Origin of the sequence: Pseudomonas sp. TNT2022 ID1044, assembly GCF_028656895.1 — a bacterium.
Lineage (GTDB): Bacteria > Pseudomonadota > Gammaproteobacteria > Pseudomonadales > Pseudomonadaceae > Aquipseudomonas > Aquipseudomonas reinekei.
The window spans coordinates 124,397-140,650 of sequence record NZ_JAMDHB010000022.1 but is presented as its reverse complement, the minus strand read 5'-3'; the positions used below and the strand labels follow the sequence as shown (position 1 = coordinate 140,650).

General features: G+C 59.0%; 19 protein-coding genes. 18 read left to right on the top strand and 1 reads right to left on the bottom strand.

From position 1 onward, the window contains the following. The first annotated feature begins 420 nt into the window (after positions 1-420). From rluC to M5G20_RS22945, 3 genes are read left to right on the top strand one after another with little or no spacing between them, the layout of a single operon-like run. On the top strand, positions 421-1,383 hold the full coding sequence (gene rluC / locus M5G20_RS22955) for a 23S rRNA pseudouridine(955/2504/2580) synthase RluC (RefSeq protein ID WP_273921021.1): 963 nt from the start codon (positions 421-423) through the stop codon (positions 1,381-1,383). Next, positions 1,370-2,032 (top strand): HAD-IA family hydrolase, encoded by a 663-nt coding sequence (locus M5G20_RS22950; protein WP_150732333.1) that lies wholly within the window; start codon positions 1,370-1,372, stop codon positions 2,030-2,032. Before rluC ends, M5G20_RS22950 begins: the two co-directional genes overlap by 14 nt. Before the next feature lie 24 nt (positions 2,033-2,056). Beyond that, positions 2,057-3,046: a S49 family peptidase gene (locus M5G20_RS22945; RefSeq protein ID WP_273921020.1), complete on the top strand. Its 990-nt coding sequence runs from the start codon at positions 2,057-2,059 to the stop codon at positions 3,044-3,046. Positions 3,047-3,192: 146 nt separating this feature from the next. On the opposite strand, the gene M5G20_RS22940 is transcribed toward M5G20_RS22945, so the two are convergent. Then, positions 3,193-3,771, bottom strand: coding sequence for a Maf family protein (locus M5G20_RS22940; protein ID WP_273921019.1), 579 nt, complete (start codon positions 3,769-3,771; stop codon positions 3,193-3,195). A 105-nt stretch (positions 3,772-3,876) separates the two neighbouring features. Between M5G20_RS22940 and M5G20_RS22935 the strand changes: the two genes are divergently transcribed. The 15 genes from M5G20_RS22935 (at position 3,877) to M5G20_RS22865 (ending at position 16,239) form a co-directional block, all read left to right on the top strand. Next, on the top strand, positions 3,877-4,404 hold the full coding sequence (locus tag M5G20_RS22935; RefSeq protein ID WP_273921017.1) for a YceD family protein: 528 nt from the start codon (positions 3,877-3,879) through the stop codon (positions 4,402-4,404). A 13-nt stretch (positions 4,405-4,417) separates the two neighbouring features. Then, positions 4,418-4,600: a 50S ribosomal protein L32 gene (rpmF, locus tag M5G20_RS22930; protein WP_003179396.1), complete on the top strand. Its 183-nt coding sequence runs from the start codon at positions 4,418-4,420 to the stop codon at positions 4,598-4,600. 4 nt (positions 4,601-4,604) lie between these two features. Next, the gene (plsX, locus tag M5G20_RS22925; protein WP_150732336.1) at positions 4,605-5,615 is read left to right on the top strand and encodes a phosphate acyltransferase PlsX; all 1,011 of its coding nucleotides are present in this window, start codon (positions 4,605-4,607) and stop codon (positions 5,613-5,615) included. A gap of 127 nt (positions 5,616-5,742) precedes the next feature. Beyond that, a complete protein-coding gene (fabD, locus tag M5G20_RS22920; RefSeq protein ID WP_273921016.1) occupies positions 5,743-6,681 on the top strand; it encodes an ACP S-malonyltransferase in 939 nt (312 codons plus the stop codon). A 16-nt stretch (positions 6,682-6,697) separates the two neighbouring features. Then, positions 6,698-7,441, top strand: coding sequence for a 3-oxoacyl-ACP reductase FabG (fabG, locus tag M5G20_RS22915; RefSeq protein ID WP_007942004.1), 744 nt, complete (start codon positions 6,698-6,700; stop codon positions 7,439-7,441). A gap of 191 nt (positions 7,442-7,632) precedes the next feature. After that, positions 7,633-7,869, top strand: a complete 237-nt coding sequence (gene acpP, locus M5G20_RS22910; protein ID WP_003175607.1) for an acyl carrier protein — start codon at positions 7,633-7,635, stop codon at positions 7,867-7,869. Positions 7,870-7,977: 108 nt separating this feature from the next. Next, positions 7,978-9,222, top strand: a complete 1,245-nt coding sequence (fabF, locus tag M5G20_RS22905) for a beta-ketoacyl-ACP synthase II (protein ID WP_150732338.1) — start codon at positions 7,978-7,980, stop codon at positions 9,220-9,222. Beyond that, positions 9,222-10,037 (top strand): aminodeoxychorismate lyase, encoded by an 816-nt coding sequence (pabC, locus tag M5G20_RS22900; protein WP_273921015.1) that lies wholly within the window; start codon positions 9,222-9,224, stop codon positions 10,035-10,037. Before fabF ends, pabC begins: the two co-directional genes overlap by 1 nt. A 3-nt stretch (positions 10,038-10,040) precedes the next feature. Next, positions 10,041-11,261, top strand: coding sequence for an endolytic transglycosylase MltG (gene mltG, locus M5G20_RS22895; RefSeq protein ID WP_273921014.1), 1,221 nt, complete (start codon positions 10,041-10,043; stop codon positions 11,259-11,261). Between the two features lie 19 nt (positions 11,262-11,280). Next, entirely contained in the window at positions 11,281-11,913 is a 633-nt protein-coding gene (gene tmk, locus M5G20_RS22890) for a dTMP kinase (protein WP_273921013.1), read from the top strand. Then, positions 11,906-12,892, top strand: a complete 987-nt coding sequence (locus M5G20_RS22885) for a DNA polymerase III subunit delta' (RefSeq protein ID WP_273921012.1) — start codon at positions 11,906-11,908, stop codon at positions 12,890-12,892. Before tmk ends, M5G20_RS22885 begins: the two co-directional genes overlap by 8 nt. 42 nt (positions 12,893-12,934) lie before the next feature. After that, entirely contained in the window at positions 12,935-13,291 is a 357-nt protein-coding gene (locus M5G20_RS22880) for a PilZ domain-containing protein (RefSeq protein ID WP_075947406.1), read from the top strand. A 15-nt stretch (positions 13,292-13,306) separates the two neighbouring features. After that, a complete protein-coding gene (locus tag M5G20_RS22875) occupies positions 13,307-14,098 on the top strand; it encodes a TatD family hydrolase (protein ID WP_273921011.1) in 792 nt (263 codons plus the stop codon). 395 nt (positions 14,099-14,493) lie between these two features. Then, entirely contained in the window at positions 14,494-15,132 is a 639-nt protein-coding gene (locus M5G20_RS22870) for a TetR/AcrR family transcriptional regulator (RefSeq protein WP_034149949.1), read from the top strand. Between the two features lie 138 nt (positions 15,133-15,270). Beyond that, a complete protein-coding gene (locus M5G20_RS22865; RefSeq protein ID WP_273921010.1) occupies positions 15,271-16,239 on the top strand; it encodes a GTP 3',8-cyclase MoaA in 969 nt (322 codons plus the stop codon). Positions 16,240-16,254 lie beyond the last annotated feature (15 nt).

Here is a 16,254-nt window from a genome sequence, read left to right as displayed (position 1 = left end):
CTGATAATTCGGGTGCTGCCGCGCGCAGAATCCGCAGCGGGTTGGCATTTACCGTGAGCTCCGAAAGGGGAGGTCACGCATCATGGCTAATTTAGGCGGTGTTTCCGAAGCGTTCGCTCGGGGTCATTCGCAGCTGACTGCACTTTGTGAACTGGCCGTGAATATGGCTCGCAAAACGAGTGAGAACTCTGCTTTACGGCGTGATTCAGGCCTCATGTCACCTGCGCTCGTTACACCTGCAAACTCCACCGTTACGTAGCGAAAGCCCCGTAGGACGGCCTCGCGTCCTGGTGAATTGCGTTGGTCAGGGCCGGTTTTTGACCGTTGGTCCGCTGTCCAGGCCGCTTTTGGCGGCGTTCGCGACTATAGCAGCAATGATTAAGTGCTTCAATTCCATAAAAAATTGTTATCATCCGCGCCATGACGACTACTGCCCCTTCGACCCCAGGCGTCCAACTGCTTGAGGTCTCGCCGGAATATGCCGGCCAACGTATTGATAACTTCCTTCTCGCTCGGCTCAAAGGCGTGCCCAAGACCTTGATTTACCGCATTTTGCGCAAAGGCGAAGTGCGGGTGAACAAAGGTCGGATCAAGCCCGAATACAAGCTGCAGGCGGGCGATATCGTGCGCGTGCCGCCGGTTCGCGTGCCTGAGCGCGACGAACCCGTGCCACTGGCGCAAGGCCTGCTGCAGCGACTCGAGGCCTCGATTGTCTACGAAGACAAGGCGCTGCTCGTGATCAACAAGCCTTGTGGCATTGCCGTTCATGGCGGCAGCGGCTTGAATTACGGGGTCATCGAAGCCTTTCGTCAGTTGCGCCCCGATTGCAAGGAGCTCGAGCTGGTTCACCGCCTGGACCGTGACACCTCCGGCCTGCTGATGATCGCCAAGAAGCGCAGCATGCTGCGTCACTTGCACACGGCCTTGCGTGGTGATGGCGTCGACAAGCGCTATATGGCGCTGGTTCGCGGTAACTGGGCGTCTTCGATCAAGCAAGTCCGGGCCGCGCTCGGCAAGAGCAATCTGCGCTCCGGCGAGCGTATGGTCGAGGTCGACGAGGAGGAGGGCAAGGAGTCTGTGACCGTGTTCAAGGTCCTGCGTCGTTTCGGCGACTTTGCCACCCTGATCGAAGCCAGGCCGATCACCGGCCGCACCCACCAGATCCGCGTCCACACCTTGCACGCCGGGCACTGCATCGCCGGCGACACCAAGTACGGCGATGACGACTTCAGTAAGGAAATCCGTGATCTGGGCGGCAAGCGCCTGTTCCTGCACGCCTACATGCTGACCGTGCCGTTGCCCGATGGCGGTGAACTCAAGTTGCAGGCGCCGGTCGACGAGATGTGGGCCAAAACCGTGGAGCGCCTGAGTGCACCCATCTGATTACAAACTGCTGATTTTCGATTGGGATGGCACGCTGGCCGATTCCATTGGTCGGATTGTCGAGGCGATGCATGTCGCCTCCGAACGATCCGGCTTTCAACTGTGCGATGACTTTGCCGTCAAGGGCATCATCGGGCTGGGGCTGCCGGAAGCGATCCGTACGCTGTACCCGCAAATCAGCGATGCCGAGTTGATCGCCTTTCGCGAGCACTACGCCGACCACTACATTGCCTCAGAGGCTGTGCCTTCTCCGTTGTTCGAGGGGGTGGTGGCGTCGATGGAAGCGTTTCGTGCCGAGGGTTATCACCTGGCGGTCGCAACGGGCAAGGCGCGCCGTGGGCTGGATCGGGTTTTGAAGGCGCACGGTTGGGCGGATTATTTCGATATCACCCGGGCCGCTGACGAAACTGCCAGCAAGCCCCACCCTTTGATGCTTGAACAGATCCTTGCGCATTGCGAGGTTCGCCCGGAGCAGGCGCTGATGGTCGGCGACTCGTCCTTCGATTTGCAGATGGCGCGCAACGCCGGCATGGATTCGGTGGCGGTCAGCTACGGCGCCCAGTCGATCGAGGCGTTGAAACTGTTTGAGCCACGCTTGGCGATTGATCACTTTTCAGAATTGCACGCCTGGCTGAGTCAGCGGGCTTAATACGTTTTTGCTGGGGTAGATGGCATGACCGACGAATGGAAAGCGCCCGCAAAGGCGAGTGCAGAGAGCGGTGACGAAAAGAGCTGGAAGCTGCTGGAAAAGACCTTGCTTGCAGGTGTGCAGGAGCAGCGTCGCTCACGTCGCTGGGGGATTTTCTTCAAGTTGCTGACGTTCGTGTATCTGTTTGGCGCGCTGTTGCTGTTCTCGCCGCTAATGGACATGGAAAAAGCGGCGACTCGCAGCGGCAACTACACCGCGCTGATCGATATCACCGGCATGATTGCCGACAAGGAGCCGGCCAGCGCCGACAATATCGTTGGCAGTCTGCGTGCCGCCTTCGAAGACAAGAAGGTCAAGGGTGTCATCCTGCGCATCAATAGCCCGGGTGGCAGTCCTGTGCAGTCAGGTTACGTTTATGACGAGATCCGTCGTCTGCGCGCTCTGCACCCCGATACCAAGTTGTACGCGGTGATTTCCGACCTCGGTGCCTCCGGTGCCTATTACATCGCCAGTGCTGCCGATCAGATCTACGCCGACAAGGCGAGTCTGGTGGGCTCCATCGGTGTGACGGCGGCCGGTTACGGTTTTGTCGGCGCCATGGAGAAGCTGGGGGTCGAGCGTCGCACCTACACCTCCGGCGAGCACAAATCGTTTCTCGATCCGTTCCAGCCGCAAAAGCCTGAAGAGACTGCGTTCTGGCAGGGCGTGCTCGATACCACGCACAAGCAGTTCATCAACAGCGTCAAGCAGGGCCGTGGTGATCGCCTGAAGGATAAAGAACATCCGGAGCTGTTTTCCGGGTTGGTCTGGTCGGGTGAGCAGGCGCTGCCGCTGGGGCTGGTGGATGGCCTGGGTAACGCCAGTTCGGTCGCGCGTGATGTGATTGGTGAAAAGGAACTGGTGGATTTCACGGTTCAGGAATCGCCATTCGACCGTTTCTCGAAAAAACTCGGTGCCAGCGTGGCTGAGCATTTGGCGATGTGGATGGGGTTTAACGGTCCGTCGTTGCGCTGATTTGCGAAAGCACAAATAAACCGGCCATTGCCGGTTTTTTTGTGCCGCTCGCGGCCCGGTAAGGGCTGGCTGCCAGCGATGAAGTCCTGCAACTCGAGACAGGATTCAGCATCGATCTTCAGCAAGCCGGCTCCTGCGAGGGGTGTTCAGGGGATTTGCACGCCCTCGGCCAGCAGCATGTCCACAAGGCGAATCAGCGGCAGGCCGACAAGGCTGGTGGCGTCAGGGCCTTCGGTGCTTCGGAACAGGCTCACACCCAAACCTTCGGCCTTGAAGCTGCCTGCGCAGTCGTACGGCTGCTCGGCGTGCAGGTAGCGTTCGATGTGTGCGGCGTCGAGTAAGCGCATGTGTACGGTGAAAGGCACGCAGTCGATCTGGCAATGGCCTGTCTGGCTATTGAGCAGCGCCAGTCCGGTGAGGAAGGTCACGCTGGCACCGCTGGAGTCCAGCAACTGTTCGCGGGCCTTTTCGAAGGTGTGGGGTTTGCCGATGATCCTGTCGCCGAGCACGGCGACCTGGTCGGAGCCGATGATCAAATGAGCGTCATGGCTGTGCGCCAGTGCGCGGGCTTTTTGCTCGGCGAGGCGTTTTACCAGATCAATGGCAGCCTCGCCCGGACGATGACTTTCGTCGATGTCCGGTGAGCTGCAAGTGAATGGCAGCCGCAGGCGGGCCAGCAAATCCCGGCGATAGACCGAGCTGGAAGCGAGTAATAAAGGCAGCATGCGCATCTCCAATTGGCAGGTGCGAATTCTAGCGAGGCTTCCAAGTGACGGACAGGGCTGAATTTCCTTTGACATGGGCGGGTGCATCCCTATAATGCTGCGCCTATGTTGAATGACCCGATTCCACCTCACGTTGACCCGCGCAAATTGGCTGATCGTGGCACCACCCTTCAAGGTGAAATGCTGCTGGCCAATTTGGAGAGACTCTGCGACCCGCTTTCCGACAATGTCGGTACGGTGCAGGCTAAATTCGTTTTTGAACGAGATGAACGTAAATCTGTGGTAATCCACAGCTTTATCGACACTGAAGTCAAAATGGTTTGCCAGCGTTGTCTTGAGCTGGTCACCCTGCCGATCCATAGCGAATGCAGTTATGCTGTGGTGAAGGAGGGTGCGAATACCCAGTCGTTGCCGAAAGGTTATGACGTGCTGGAACTGGGCGAAGATCCATTGGATCTGCAGTCACTGATCGAGGAGGAGCTTCTGCTCGCCTTGCCCATTGTGCCTGCTCATCATCCGGAAGAATGCCAGCAGCCGGCGGGAGCAGATGAGCCCGAACCGAGCGAGGACGAGGTAACGCGGTCCAACCCGTTCAGTGTATTGGCGCAGTTAAAGCGTGACCCAAACGTTTAGGAGTTAATCAATTATGGCTGTTCAGCAGAACAAAAAATCCCGCTCTGCCCGTGACATGCGCCGTTCGCACGACGCTCTCGAGGCTAGCACCCTGTCTGTAGAAAAAACCACTGGTGAAGTTCACCTGCGTCACCACGTATCGCCAGAAGGCGTATACCGTGGCCGTAAAGTGATCGACAAGGGCGCTGACGAGTAATCACTTGTCCGCTCAAGTCATCGCGATTGACGCAATGGGCGGGGACTTCGGTCCCCGCAGCATTGTCCAGGCCAGCATCGCTTGCCTGTCTGCTACGCCCTCGCTGCACCTGACCCTCGTCGGTCAACCCTCCCTCCTTGAAGAATTGATCGCTGGCCAATCGGCTGTGGATCGCGCGCGCCTGTCGATTACTCCGGCGTCCGAAGTCATCACCATGGACGAAAAACCTGCCCAGGCCCTGCGTGGCAAGCCTGATTCATCCATGCGCGTGGCGCTTGAGTTATTGCGTGACGGCAAGGTCCAGGCGTGTGTCAGTGCCGGCAATACCGGGGCGTTGATGGCGTTGTCGCGGTTCGTGCTCAAGACGTTGCCGGGCATCGATCGTCCGGCCATGGTTGCGGCGATTCCGACGCAGAAGGGTTATTGCCAGTTGCTCGATCTGGGCGCCAATGTCGATTGCAGTGCCGAACACCTGTTGCAGTTTGCGGTGATGGGTTCGGTCGCGGCGGAAACCCTGGGTATCGTTCGTCCCCGGGTGGCCTTGTTGAACATCGGCACCGAGGACATCAAGGGCAATCAGCAGGTCAAGCTGGCTGCAACCTTGTTGCAAAGTGCGCGTGGTATCAACTACATCGGTTTTGTCGAAGGTGACGGTTTGTACCGCGGTGAGGCGGATGTCGTGGTGTGCGACGGTTTTGTCGGCAATATCCTGCTCAAGTCCAGCGAAGGGCTGGCGACCATGATTGCCGCGCGCATCGAGGCATTGTTCAAGAAAAGCCTGCCTTCGCGCATGGTGGGGGCGTTGGCGTTACCGCTGATGAAGCGTCTGCAAGCAGATCTGGCGCCAGCGCGACATAACGGCGCGAGCTTCCTCGGTTTGCAGGGCATTGTCGTGAAAAGCCACGGTTCCGCCGGGGTGCAGGGTTTTCAGAGTGCTATTTCCCGTGCCTTGATCGAAATTCAGGAAAATCTGCCAGAACGCATCCACGGTCGTCTGGAGGATTTGTTGCTTTAGGCGTTTTCGTCGGACAATGCTTAAATGTGACCGCTCAGTTCAATTGGCCATCCAACTGTCAGTTTCTTGCGTCCCCCCTAAGCGGGACGTCAATTCTCCGACGACAAGATCATTAGGGGCTTGTTACATGTCTGCTTCCCTCGCATTCGTCTTTCCGGGACAGGGTTCGCAGTCCCTCGGCATGTTGGCCGAGTTGGGCGCGCAACATCCGGTTGTCCTCGAAACATTCAAAGAAGCTTCCGATGCTCTGGGTTACGACCTGTGGGCACTGACCCAGCAAGGGCCGGAAGAACAACTCAATCAAACCGATAAAACCCAGCCGGCCATTCTGACCGCTTCGATCGCCCTGTGGCGCTTGTGGCTGGCGGAAGGCGGCGCGCGCCCGGCTTATGTTGCCGGTCACAGCCTGGGTGAATACAGCGCACTGGTTGCTGCTGGCAGCCTGAGCCTCGGCGACGCGGTGAAGCTGGTCGAGCGTCGCGGTCAGCTGATGCAGGAAGCCGTTCCGGCCGGGCAGGGCGGCATGGCCGCGATCCTCGGTCTGGACGATGCCGATGTGCTGGCAGCCTGCGCCGAAGCGGCGCAAGGCGAAGTGGTAAGCGCGGTCAATTTCAACTCCCCTGGCCAGGTGGTTATCGCCGGTGCCAAGGCTGCGGTCGAACGTGCCATTGAAGGCTGCAAGGCGCGTGGCGCCAAGCGCGCCATGCCGTTGCCGGTCAGCGTGCCGTCGCACTGCGAGCTGATGCGTCCGGCAGCCCAGCGTTTCGCCGAGTCGATCGCCGCGATCGACTGGCAGGCGCCGCAGATTCCTGTCGTGCAGAACGTCAGTGCCGCAGTGCCTGCCGACCTGGAAACCCTCAAGCGCGATCTGCTTGAGCAGCTTTACAAGCCTGTACGCTGGGTCGAGTCGGTCCAGGCACTGGCAGCCAAGGGCGCGACCAATCTGGTCGAGTGCGGTCCTGGCAAAGTACTCGCCGGCCTGAACAAACGCTGCGCCGAAGGCGTATCGACTTCCAATCTCAATACCCCAGACGCTTTCGCTGCCGCCCGTGCAGCGCTGGCCTGAATCAGGAGAAACTTGCATGAGTCTGCAAGGTAAAGTTGCACTGGTCACCGGTGCAAGCCGTGGCATCGGCCAGGCTATCGCCCTGGAACTGGGTCGTCAGGGCGCCATCGTTGTTGGCACCGCGACCTCCGCTTCGGGTGCCGAGCGTATTGCCGCCACTCTGAAAGAAAACGGCATCCAGGGTACCGGCCTTGAGCTCAACGTGACCAGCGACGAGTCCGTGGCGGCTGTCCTGGCGAGCATCCAGGAGCAGTTCGGTGCGCCGGCGATCCTGGTCAACAATGCCGGTATCACCCGCGATAACCTGATGATGCGCATGAAAGACGACGAGTGGCATGACGTTGTCGATACCAACCTGAACAGTCTGTTCCGCCTGTCCAAGGGCGTTTTGCGCGGTATGACCAAAGCCCGTTGGGGACGAATTATCAGTATTGGCTCGGTTGTGGGTGCCATGGGCAACGCAGGCCAAGTAAACTACGCTGCCGCCAAGGCCGGTCTGGAAGGTTTCAGCCGTGCACTGGCGCGTGAAGTCGGTTCGCGTTCGATTACGGTAAACTCGGTGGCCCCAGGGTTCATTGATACCGATATGACCCGCGAACTGCCCGAGGCACAGCGTGAAGCCTTGCAGACGCAGATTCCGCTGGGTCGTCTGGGACAAGCTCAAGAGATCGCGTCTGTGGTCGCTTTTCTTGCCTCCGACGGTGCGGCTTACGTTACTGGGGCTACAATCCCGGTGAACGGCGGGATGTACATGAGTTAAATGTGACGGATTGCTTCAAAAAAATGTCATACGAGCTGTCTAAAATCCGTTATAAAGCTGCAATCTATTTATAGGCAGAGGGTCACCGGGTTTGAGGAGTGAAGCTTTCAGTTGAAAAGCTGAAAAGTCTTTCTATACACTTACCCACTGGCCAGCTGCCTGAATTTGTCCATTAGGAGTGAAAACAAGGTATGAGCACCATCGAAGAGCGCGTCAAGAAAATCGTTGCCGAGCAACTGGGCGTTAAAGAAGAAGAAGTGGTCAACACTGCTTCCTTCGTTGAAGACCTGGGTGCTGACTCCCTTGACACCGTTGAGCTGGTGATGGCTCTGGAAGAGGAATTCGAGACCGAAATCCCTGACGAAGAAGCTGAGAAGATCACTACTGTACAAGCTGCAATCGACTACGTTACTAGCCACCAGGCGTAATAGTTTGTAATCGTTGCTTGCTGTCATGGAAAAACCGCACTGCCATCATGGCGTGCGGTTTTTTCTTTAGGCCTGATGCAAAGTCGTCATTTGAAAAAGGAGAGTGCTGTGTCGCGTAGACGCGTCGTAGTCACCGGTATGGGTATGTTGTCGCCACTGGGCACGGATGTGCCAAGCAGCTGGCAGGGCATTCTGGCTGGCCGCAGTGGCATTGGTCTGATCGAACACACCGACCTTTCTGCCTATTCCACCCGTTTTGGCGGCTCGGTAAAGGGCTTCAATGTCGAGGAATACCTGTCACTCAAGGAAGCACGCAAGCTCGACCTGTTCATTCAGTACGGTCTGGCCGCAGGTTTTCAGGCAGTGCGCAATGCCGGTCTGGAAGTCACCGACGCCAACCGTGAGCGCATTGGCGTGGCGATGGGTTCGGGAATTGGCGGACTGACCAATATCGAAGAAACCAGCCGCACGCTGCACGAGACCGGTCCACGACGGATTTCTCCGTTTTTCGTACCTGGCTCGATCATCAATATGATTTCCGGTTTCCTGTCCATCCACCTGGGTGCACAGGGACCTAACTATGCCATCGCCACGGCGTGTACCACCGGTACCCACTGCATCGGCATGGCAGCCCGCAACATCATGTACGACGAAGCCGACGTGATGATTGCCGGCGGCGCCGAAATGGCCGCTTGTGGCCTCGGCATGGGTGGCTTCGGTGCCTCCCGCGCACTGTCGACCCGCAACGATGAGCCGACCCGCGCCAGTCGTCCATGGGACAAGGGTCGCGATGGCTTCGTTTTATCCAACGGTGCCGGTGCGCTGGTTCTGGAAGAGCTGGAGCATGCCAAGGCCCGTGGTGCGACCATCTATGCCGAGCTGATCGGTTTCGGTACCAGCGGCGATGCTTACCATATGACCTCGCCACCTGCCGATGGCGCCGGTGCGGCCCGCTGTATTACCAATGCGCTGCGCGATGCCAAGGTCAATGGCGATCAAGTGCAGTACATCAATGCCCACGGTACGTCGACGCCTGCCGGCGACCTCGCGGAAGTCAACGCGATCAAGTCGGTGTTTGGCGAGCACGCGTACAACGTGGCTGTCAGCTCGACCAAGTCGATGACCGGTCACCTGCTCGGCGCAGCCGGTGCGGTTGAGGCGATCTTCAGCGTGCTGGCGATCAACAGCCAGGTGGCACCACCGACCATCAACCTGGATGAGCCGGACGAAGGCTGCGATCTCGATTTCGTGCCGCACACTGCGCGCAACATGGAAATCGATGTGGTCCTGTCCAACTCCTTCGGTTTTGGCGGCACCAATGGCTCGCTGGTGTTCCGCCGGTTCGCAGGCTGATGGACACCTGGGTCGACGGTCAACCGGCTGACGCACTGTCGCTGAAAGATCGCGGCCTGGCGTACGGCGATGGTCTTTTCGAGACCATCGCCGTACGTAACGGCTCCCCGGTACTGCTGGATCGTCATCTGGGGCGTCTGGCCAAGGGCTGCCAGCGGCTGGCGATCAACCTCGATCATGAGGCAGTGGTCAGGGAGCTGGTGACCTGCGCCGGGGATTTGCAGGAAGGTGTGCTCAAACTGATCGTGACCCGTGGCGACAGCCTGCGCGGTTACGCATTTGATCCCTCGGTCCAGGCCCGTCGTATTTTGTCGGGTAATCCCCCGGCGACTTACCCGAAGACCCATAGAGAACAAGGCATTCGTCTGTTTCCCTGCATCACGCGACTTTCCATTCAGCCTCTGCTTGCCGGTCTCAAACACTTGAACCGTCTCGAACAGGTGATGGCGCGCGCCGAATGGCAGGACTCCGAACATGCCGAAGGTTTGATGCTCGATCAGGACGGTCGAGTGATTGAAGGTGTGTTCAGCAACCTGTTCCTGGTGCGCGACGGCGTGCTGATCACCGCCGATCTCAAACGCTGCGGCGTAGAAGGCGTGATGCGTGCCGAATTATTGTTTCAAGCCGAGTCACTGGGCATCCCCACAGAAATCACCGATATCACGCTGGAACAGCTGCAGCAGGCCGATGAGGTGTTTGTCTGCAACAGTGTCTATGGCGTTTGGCCGGTGCAAGCCTATGCCGCACTGAGCTGGCCGGTTGGGCCGCTCACCCGTAAACTCCAAACCATTGCCTGCGCGCTACTGGATACTTGATACGTGAGACGTAAATTCTTGCTGCTGCTGGAAACCGGACTGGTTCTGGCGGGGCTGATGTTGGGCGCTTCTGCCTGGAAAATTCATTCGGCGCTGGTTCAGCCGCTGAACATTACTCAGGAAGAACTGTTGGAGGTGCCCAAAGGCACCACGCCAAACCGCACCTTCTTGCGAATGGAAGCCGACGGCGTCATCAAGGACGCGTTCTGGTTACGCGTGTACTGGCGCCTCAACCTGCCCAAGCAACCGTTGCACAGCGGCGAATACCGCATGACGCCCGGCATGACTGTCGAAGGCCTTATCGACCTGTGGAAGCGCGGGGAAATGGTCCAATACAGCCTCACCCTGGTCGAAGGCTGGAATTTCCATCAAGTCCGTGTGGCGCTGGCCAAAGAAGAAAAAATCGAGCACACCCTTAACGGCCTGAGCGACAGCCAGGTCATGGACAAGCTCGGCCATACCGGGATTTTCCCGGAAGGGCGGTTCTTCCCCGACACCTACCGTTTCGTACGTGGCATGACCGACGTCGAGCTGCTGAAGACCGCCTATGACCGTCTCGACGAAGTCCTGGCCAAGGAATGGAATCAGCGCGCAACCGATTTGCCATACAGCGGGCCGTATCAGGCCCTGATCATGGCCTCGTTGGTCGAGAAGGAAACGGGCGTGCCGCAGGAGCGCGGGCAGATTGCCGGCGTGTTCGTGCGGCGCATGGCCATCGGCATGATGCTGCAAACCGATCCGACCGTGATCTATGGCCTGGGCGACCGTTACAGCGGCAAGCTCACTCGCGCTCATCTCAAGGAAGCGACGCCTTACAACACCTACATGATCCCCGGCCTGCCGCCGACTCCGATTGCCATGGTCGGCCGCGAAGCGATCCACGCGGCGTTGAATCCGGTGGATGGCAGCAGCCTCTATTTCGTCGCTCGCGGTGATGGCAGTCATGTGTTTTCCGATGACTTGGATACCCATAACAACGCCGTGCGAGAGTATCAACTCAAGCGTCGCGCCGATTACCGCTCCAGCCCGGCACCCGTGACCGCGGCCGAATCGCCGGAGGCTCCGGTTGAGGAACCTCAGGCTGAGCCCGAACAGGCGCCAATCCCGGCTGCATCACCTGACACCGCTCCCGAGACTTTGCCGCAAGTACCGCCGCAAGAACCTGCGCCTGAACCTGCACCAACGACCGCACCGGAAGCCGCCGCGCCGCAAAACTCGCAATGACTCTGACTAAGGACTGCCTGTGACTGGCTTGTTTATTACGCTGGAAGGCCCGGAAGGCGCCGGCAAGAGCACCAATCGTGAATACCTGGCCGAGCGCCTGCGCGCCGCCGGTATCGAGGTCGTGCTGACCCGCGAGCCGGGCGGTACTCCGTTGGCCGAGCGCATCCGTGAAGTGCTGCTGGCGCCGGTCGATGAAGTGATGAATCCGGACACCGAATTGCTCCTGGTATTTGCGGCCCGTGCCCAGCACCTGGCCGAGGTGATTCGCCCGGCGCTGACCCGTGGAGCAGTGGTCTTGTGTGATCGTTTCACGGACTCGACCTATGCCTATCAAGGTGGCGGCCGTGGCTTGTCACTGGAGCGGATCGCAGCGCTGGAAACCTTCGTTCAAGGTGATCTGCGCCCCGACCTGACGCTGATCTTCGATCTGCCGGTGGAAGTCGGCCTGGCCCGCGCCAGCGCACGCGGACGACTGGATCGTTTCGAGCTTGAGGGCCGGACGTTTTTCGATGCCGTGCGTAATGCCTTCCTCACGCGCGCAGCGGCGGAGCCGGCGCGTTATGTGCTGGTCGATGCCGCGCAACCGCTGGCGCAGGTTCAGCAGGCGCTGGATGCCTTGCTGCCACGTCTGCTGGAGCTGACCCGTGGCTGAAGCCTATCCGTGGCAGGACAGCCTTTGGCAGCAACTGGCCGGTCGCAATCAGCACGCTCATGCCTATTTGCTGCACGGCCCGGCCGGGATCGGCAAGCGGGCGCTGGCCGAACGCTTGATGGCCAGCCTGCTGTGCCAGCGTCCGACCGCGCAGGATGCCTGTGGCGAATGCAAATCCTGCCTGTTGCTCAAGGCTGGCAGCCACCCCGATAACTACATCCTGGAACCGGAAGAAGCGGACAAGGCGATCAAGGTCGATCAGGTGCGCGATCTGGTCAGTTTCGTGGTGCAGACCGCCCAGTTGGGCGGACGCAAAGTGGTGCTGATCGAGCCGGTCGAGTCGATGAACATCAACGCGGCCAACGCCTTGCTCAAAAGCCTTGAAGAGCCCTCCGGCGACACGGTGTTGCTGTTGGTCAGCCACCAGCCAAGCCGTCTGCTGCCGACGATCAAGAGCCGCTGCGTGCAGCAGGCCTGTCCGCTGCCAAGCGCGGCCATGAGCCAGGCCTGGCTGGCCAGGGCCTTGCCCGATTGTTCGGAAGAAGAGCGGGACGAATTGCTGACGTTGGCTGCCGGCTCGCCCCTGGCGGCCGTTAACCTGCAGGCCCAAGGTGTTCGCGAACAGCGCGCGCAAGTGGTCGAAGGCGTGAAGAAGTTACTCAAGCAGCAGCAATCACCGACGCAACTGGCCGAGGGCTGGAATGCGATCCCGCTCTTGTTGCTGTTCGACTGGTTCTGCGACTGGTCGAGCCTGATCCTGCGCTATCAGTTGACCCAGGATGAGGAAGGCCTGGGCCTGATGGACATGCGCAAGGTGATTCAATATCTCGCGCAAAAAACCGCCCAGGACAAAGTGCTGAACATCCAGGACTGGATCCTCGCCCAGCGCCAGAAAGTATTAAGCAAGGCCAACCTCAATCGGGTATTGCTGCTGGAAGCCCTGCTGGTGCAGTGGGCATCCTTGCCTACCCAGAGGTGACCGTCTGCGCCTAGACTCTGTGCATCAGCAGTGGAGGTCAGCATGAATGAACCCGCAAGCCCTGGGCCGCGCAACGGCATTTTGTCCCTCGCCATCAAGGACAAGTCGGTGCTTTACGCCGCCTACATGCCGTTCATCAAGAACGGCGGCCTGTTTATCCCGACCAACAAAAGCTACAAGTTGGGGGATGAGGTGTTCATGCTGCTGCACCTGATGGACGAGCCGGAAAAAATCCCGGTGGCCGGCAAGGTCACCTGGGTCACCCCCAAGGGCGCGCAGGGTAACCGAGCCGCCGGGGTCGGCGTACAGTTCAACGACGGTGACGACACCGCGCGCAGTCGAATCGAAACCCATCTGGCCGGAGCACTGAAGTCCGACCGTCCCACTCATACGATGTAAGTTGCAGTCATTTTTATGCTCGTAGATTCCCATTGCCACCTCGATCGCCTTGACCTTGCTGCCCACGACGGCTCCCTCGATGCCGCCCTTTATGCGGCTCGCCAGCGCGGGGTAGGGCACTTCCTGTGTATCGGCGTCAGCGTCGACAACGCCGCCGACGTCAAAGCCCTGGCCGAAAAGTATGACGACGTGGACTGCTCGGTCGGCGTGCATCCGCTGGATGTGCAGCCCGGCGCGGCTCCCGCGCTGGACTGGTTGTTGCAGGAACTCAATCACCCGCGCGTCGTGGCGATCGGTGAAACCGGTCTGGATTATCACTACGAACCCGAAGCGGCCGAGTTGCAGCAACAATCGTTCAGGCTGCACCTGCAAGCCGCGCAGCAGACCGGTAAGCCTGTGATCATTCATACCCGTGGTGCGCGCACCGATACCCTGAACCTGCTGCGTGAAGCGGCTTTGCCTCAGGCAGGCGTGTTGCATTGCTTCACCGAAGACTGGGACATGGCGAAAGCCGCGTTGGACATGGGTTATTACATTTCTCTGTCCGGGATTGTCACGTTCCGCAATGCGGACGCGTTGCGCGATGTGGCGAGCAAGGTGCCGGCCGATCGCCTGTTGGTGGAAACCGATTCGCCGTACCTGGCGCCGATCCCGCATCGCGGCAAGCCGAACCTGCCACAGTACGTGCGGGAAGTTGCGGAATTTCTGGCAATGTTGCGCGGTGAGTCCTACGAGCGATTTGCCGAGCAGACCACGGAAAACTTCAAGCGATTGTTTCCCTTGGCGCATGTCCGGGCATTGGCGTAACGCTGGAAGGACATCGCGACGTGAAGCCTTTCCTGCGGGGGCTCGGCCGCTAAATCGCAGGCAAAAAAAACCCGGGTTCTGGGGGGTGAATCCGGGTTAAGACCATTAGGAGTAAAACAATGGTACGCGGTCCGTTGGTACCAATATCGGCGTGACACTTGGGGGAGATGCCCCGCCGACAGTTCAAGTATTGATCAGTATTTCGCACAGTCCAGTTAGATAACCGGGGTTTTTAAACAAATTTGGAATACGCCCGCTTCGGAAGTGTTCTCATCAACCCTCCGGCGTGCGCGAAATGACCAGAAAACACAGATATGGTCGGATGATCCGTGCTTTTTTGCGTAATTTAGGCATAATACGCGGCTTCGAATTTTGACCCCTACAGACCTTTTCTTATGCATAAAGAACCTCGTAAGGTCCGTGAGTTTCGTCGCCGCGAGCAAGAAATTCTCGATACCGCGCTAAAGCTGTTCCTCGAACAAGGTGAAGACAGTGTCACCGTCGAGATGATTGCTGATGCCGTCGGTATCGGCAAAGGCACGATCTACAAGCACTTCAAATCCAAGGCCGAGATCTATCTGCGCCTGATGCTCGATTACGAGCGCGATTTGAACGAGTTGCTGCACTCCGCCGACGTCGACAAGGACAAGGAAGCCCTGTCCCGCGCCTATTTCGAATTCCGCATGCGCGATCCGCAACGTTATCGTTTGTTCGATCGCCTGGAAGAAAAGGTGGTCAAGGGCAATCAGGTACCGGAGATGATCGAGGAGCTGCACAAGATCCGCGCCTCGAACTTCGAACGCCTGACCTTGCTGATCAAGGGCCGGATCAGCGAAGGCAAGCTTGAAGACGTGCCGCCGTATTTCCACTACTGCGCGTCCTGGGCGCTGGTGCACGGTGCGGTTGCGCTGTATCACTCGCCGTTCTGGAGCAATGTGCTGGAAGATCAGGAAGGCTTCTTCCAGTTCCTGATGGACATCGGCGTACGCATGGGCAACAAGCGCAAGCGCGACACCGACACCCCGAGCAGCTGAATCATTCAGCCGCCTTATTGCCCCATGATTTCGCTACATGGGGCAGTACCGCAGGAATATACTCAGGCATGGGACTTGCTAAAACTTGATTTGTGAGTCAAGTTTTAGCAATCCGAATATCCTTTCGCCGGAGTGGCCATGATCGTTGACCGTCAAGGCAGGCGTTTTCGCAATTTGCGAGTCAGCCTGACCTCAGCCTGCAATTACGCCTGTACCTACTGCGTGCCCAACGGCAAGCGGCTGGTGGCTGCGCAGGATGAACTGTCGGCCGAGGCCATGGCGCGCGGTGTGGCCTATCTGATCGAAGCGGCCGGCATCGAGCGTTTGCGCATCACCGGTGGCGAACCGCTGGTCAGTCCCAAGCTCGAAACTTTTATGACTGCGGTCGGGCAGATGGGTCTGCAAGACATCAGCCTGACTACCAACGGTCAATTGCTGGCGAAGAAACTGCCGCTGCTGGTGGACGCCGGCATACGGCGCATCAACGTTTCCCTCGATACGCTCGACGCCAGCGCATTTCGCAGCATTGCCCGTGGCGGCGACCTGGCGACCGTGCTCGACGGCATGCAACAGGCACGCGCGGCCGGCATGAAGATCAAGGTCAACATGGTGCCGCTGCGGGGGCAGAACCTCGATCAGGTGATGCCGTTGCTCGATTATTGCCTGGAGCGCGGTTACGAACTGCGCTTCATCGAGTTGATGCGCATGGGCCACTTGGCCAGCGATTCCAATGCCTTTCTTCAACAGTTCGTCAGTCTTCAGCAGTTACTGAGTCTGATCGGCGAGCGTTATGAGTATTTGCAGGCCAACGCGCCGGTTGATGCGACGGCGGTGCGCTATGAGATTCCAGGACGTGGACATTTCGGCGTGATCGCCAATGAAAGCGTGCCGTTCTGCCGGACCTGTTCGCGGTTGCGTCTCTCGTCGACGGGATGGCTGCATGGTTGCCTGTCATCGAGCAATCGCCACTATGTCGGCGATCTGCTGGACAAGCCGCGCCATGAGGCGCTGCCGGCGTTGCAGCGACTACTGGTCAAGGCGTTGGGCGACAAGCAGGAAGTGGCGTTCTCCGGCGGCGCAACCGTCATGAAGATTATTGGCGGCTGATTAATCCCAATCGCG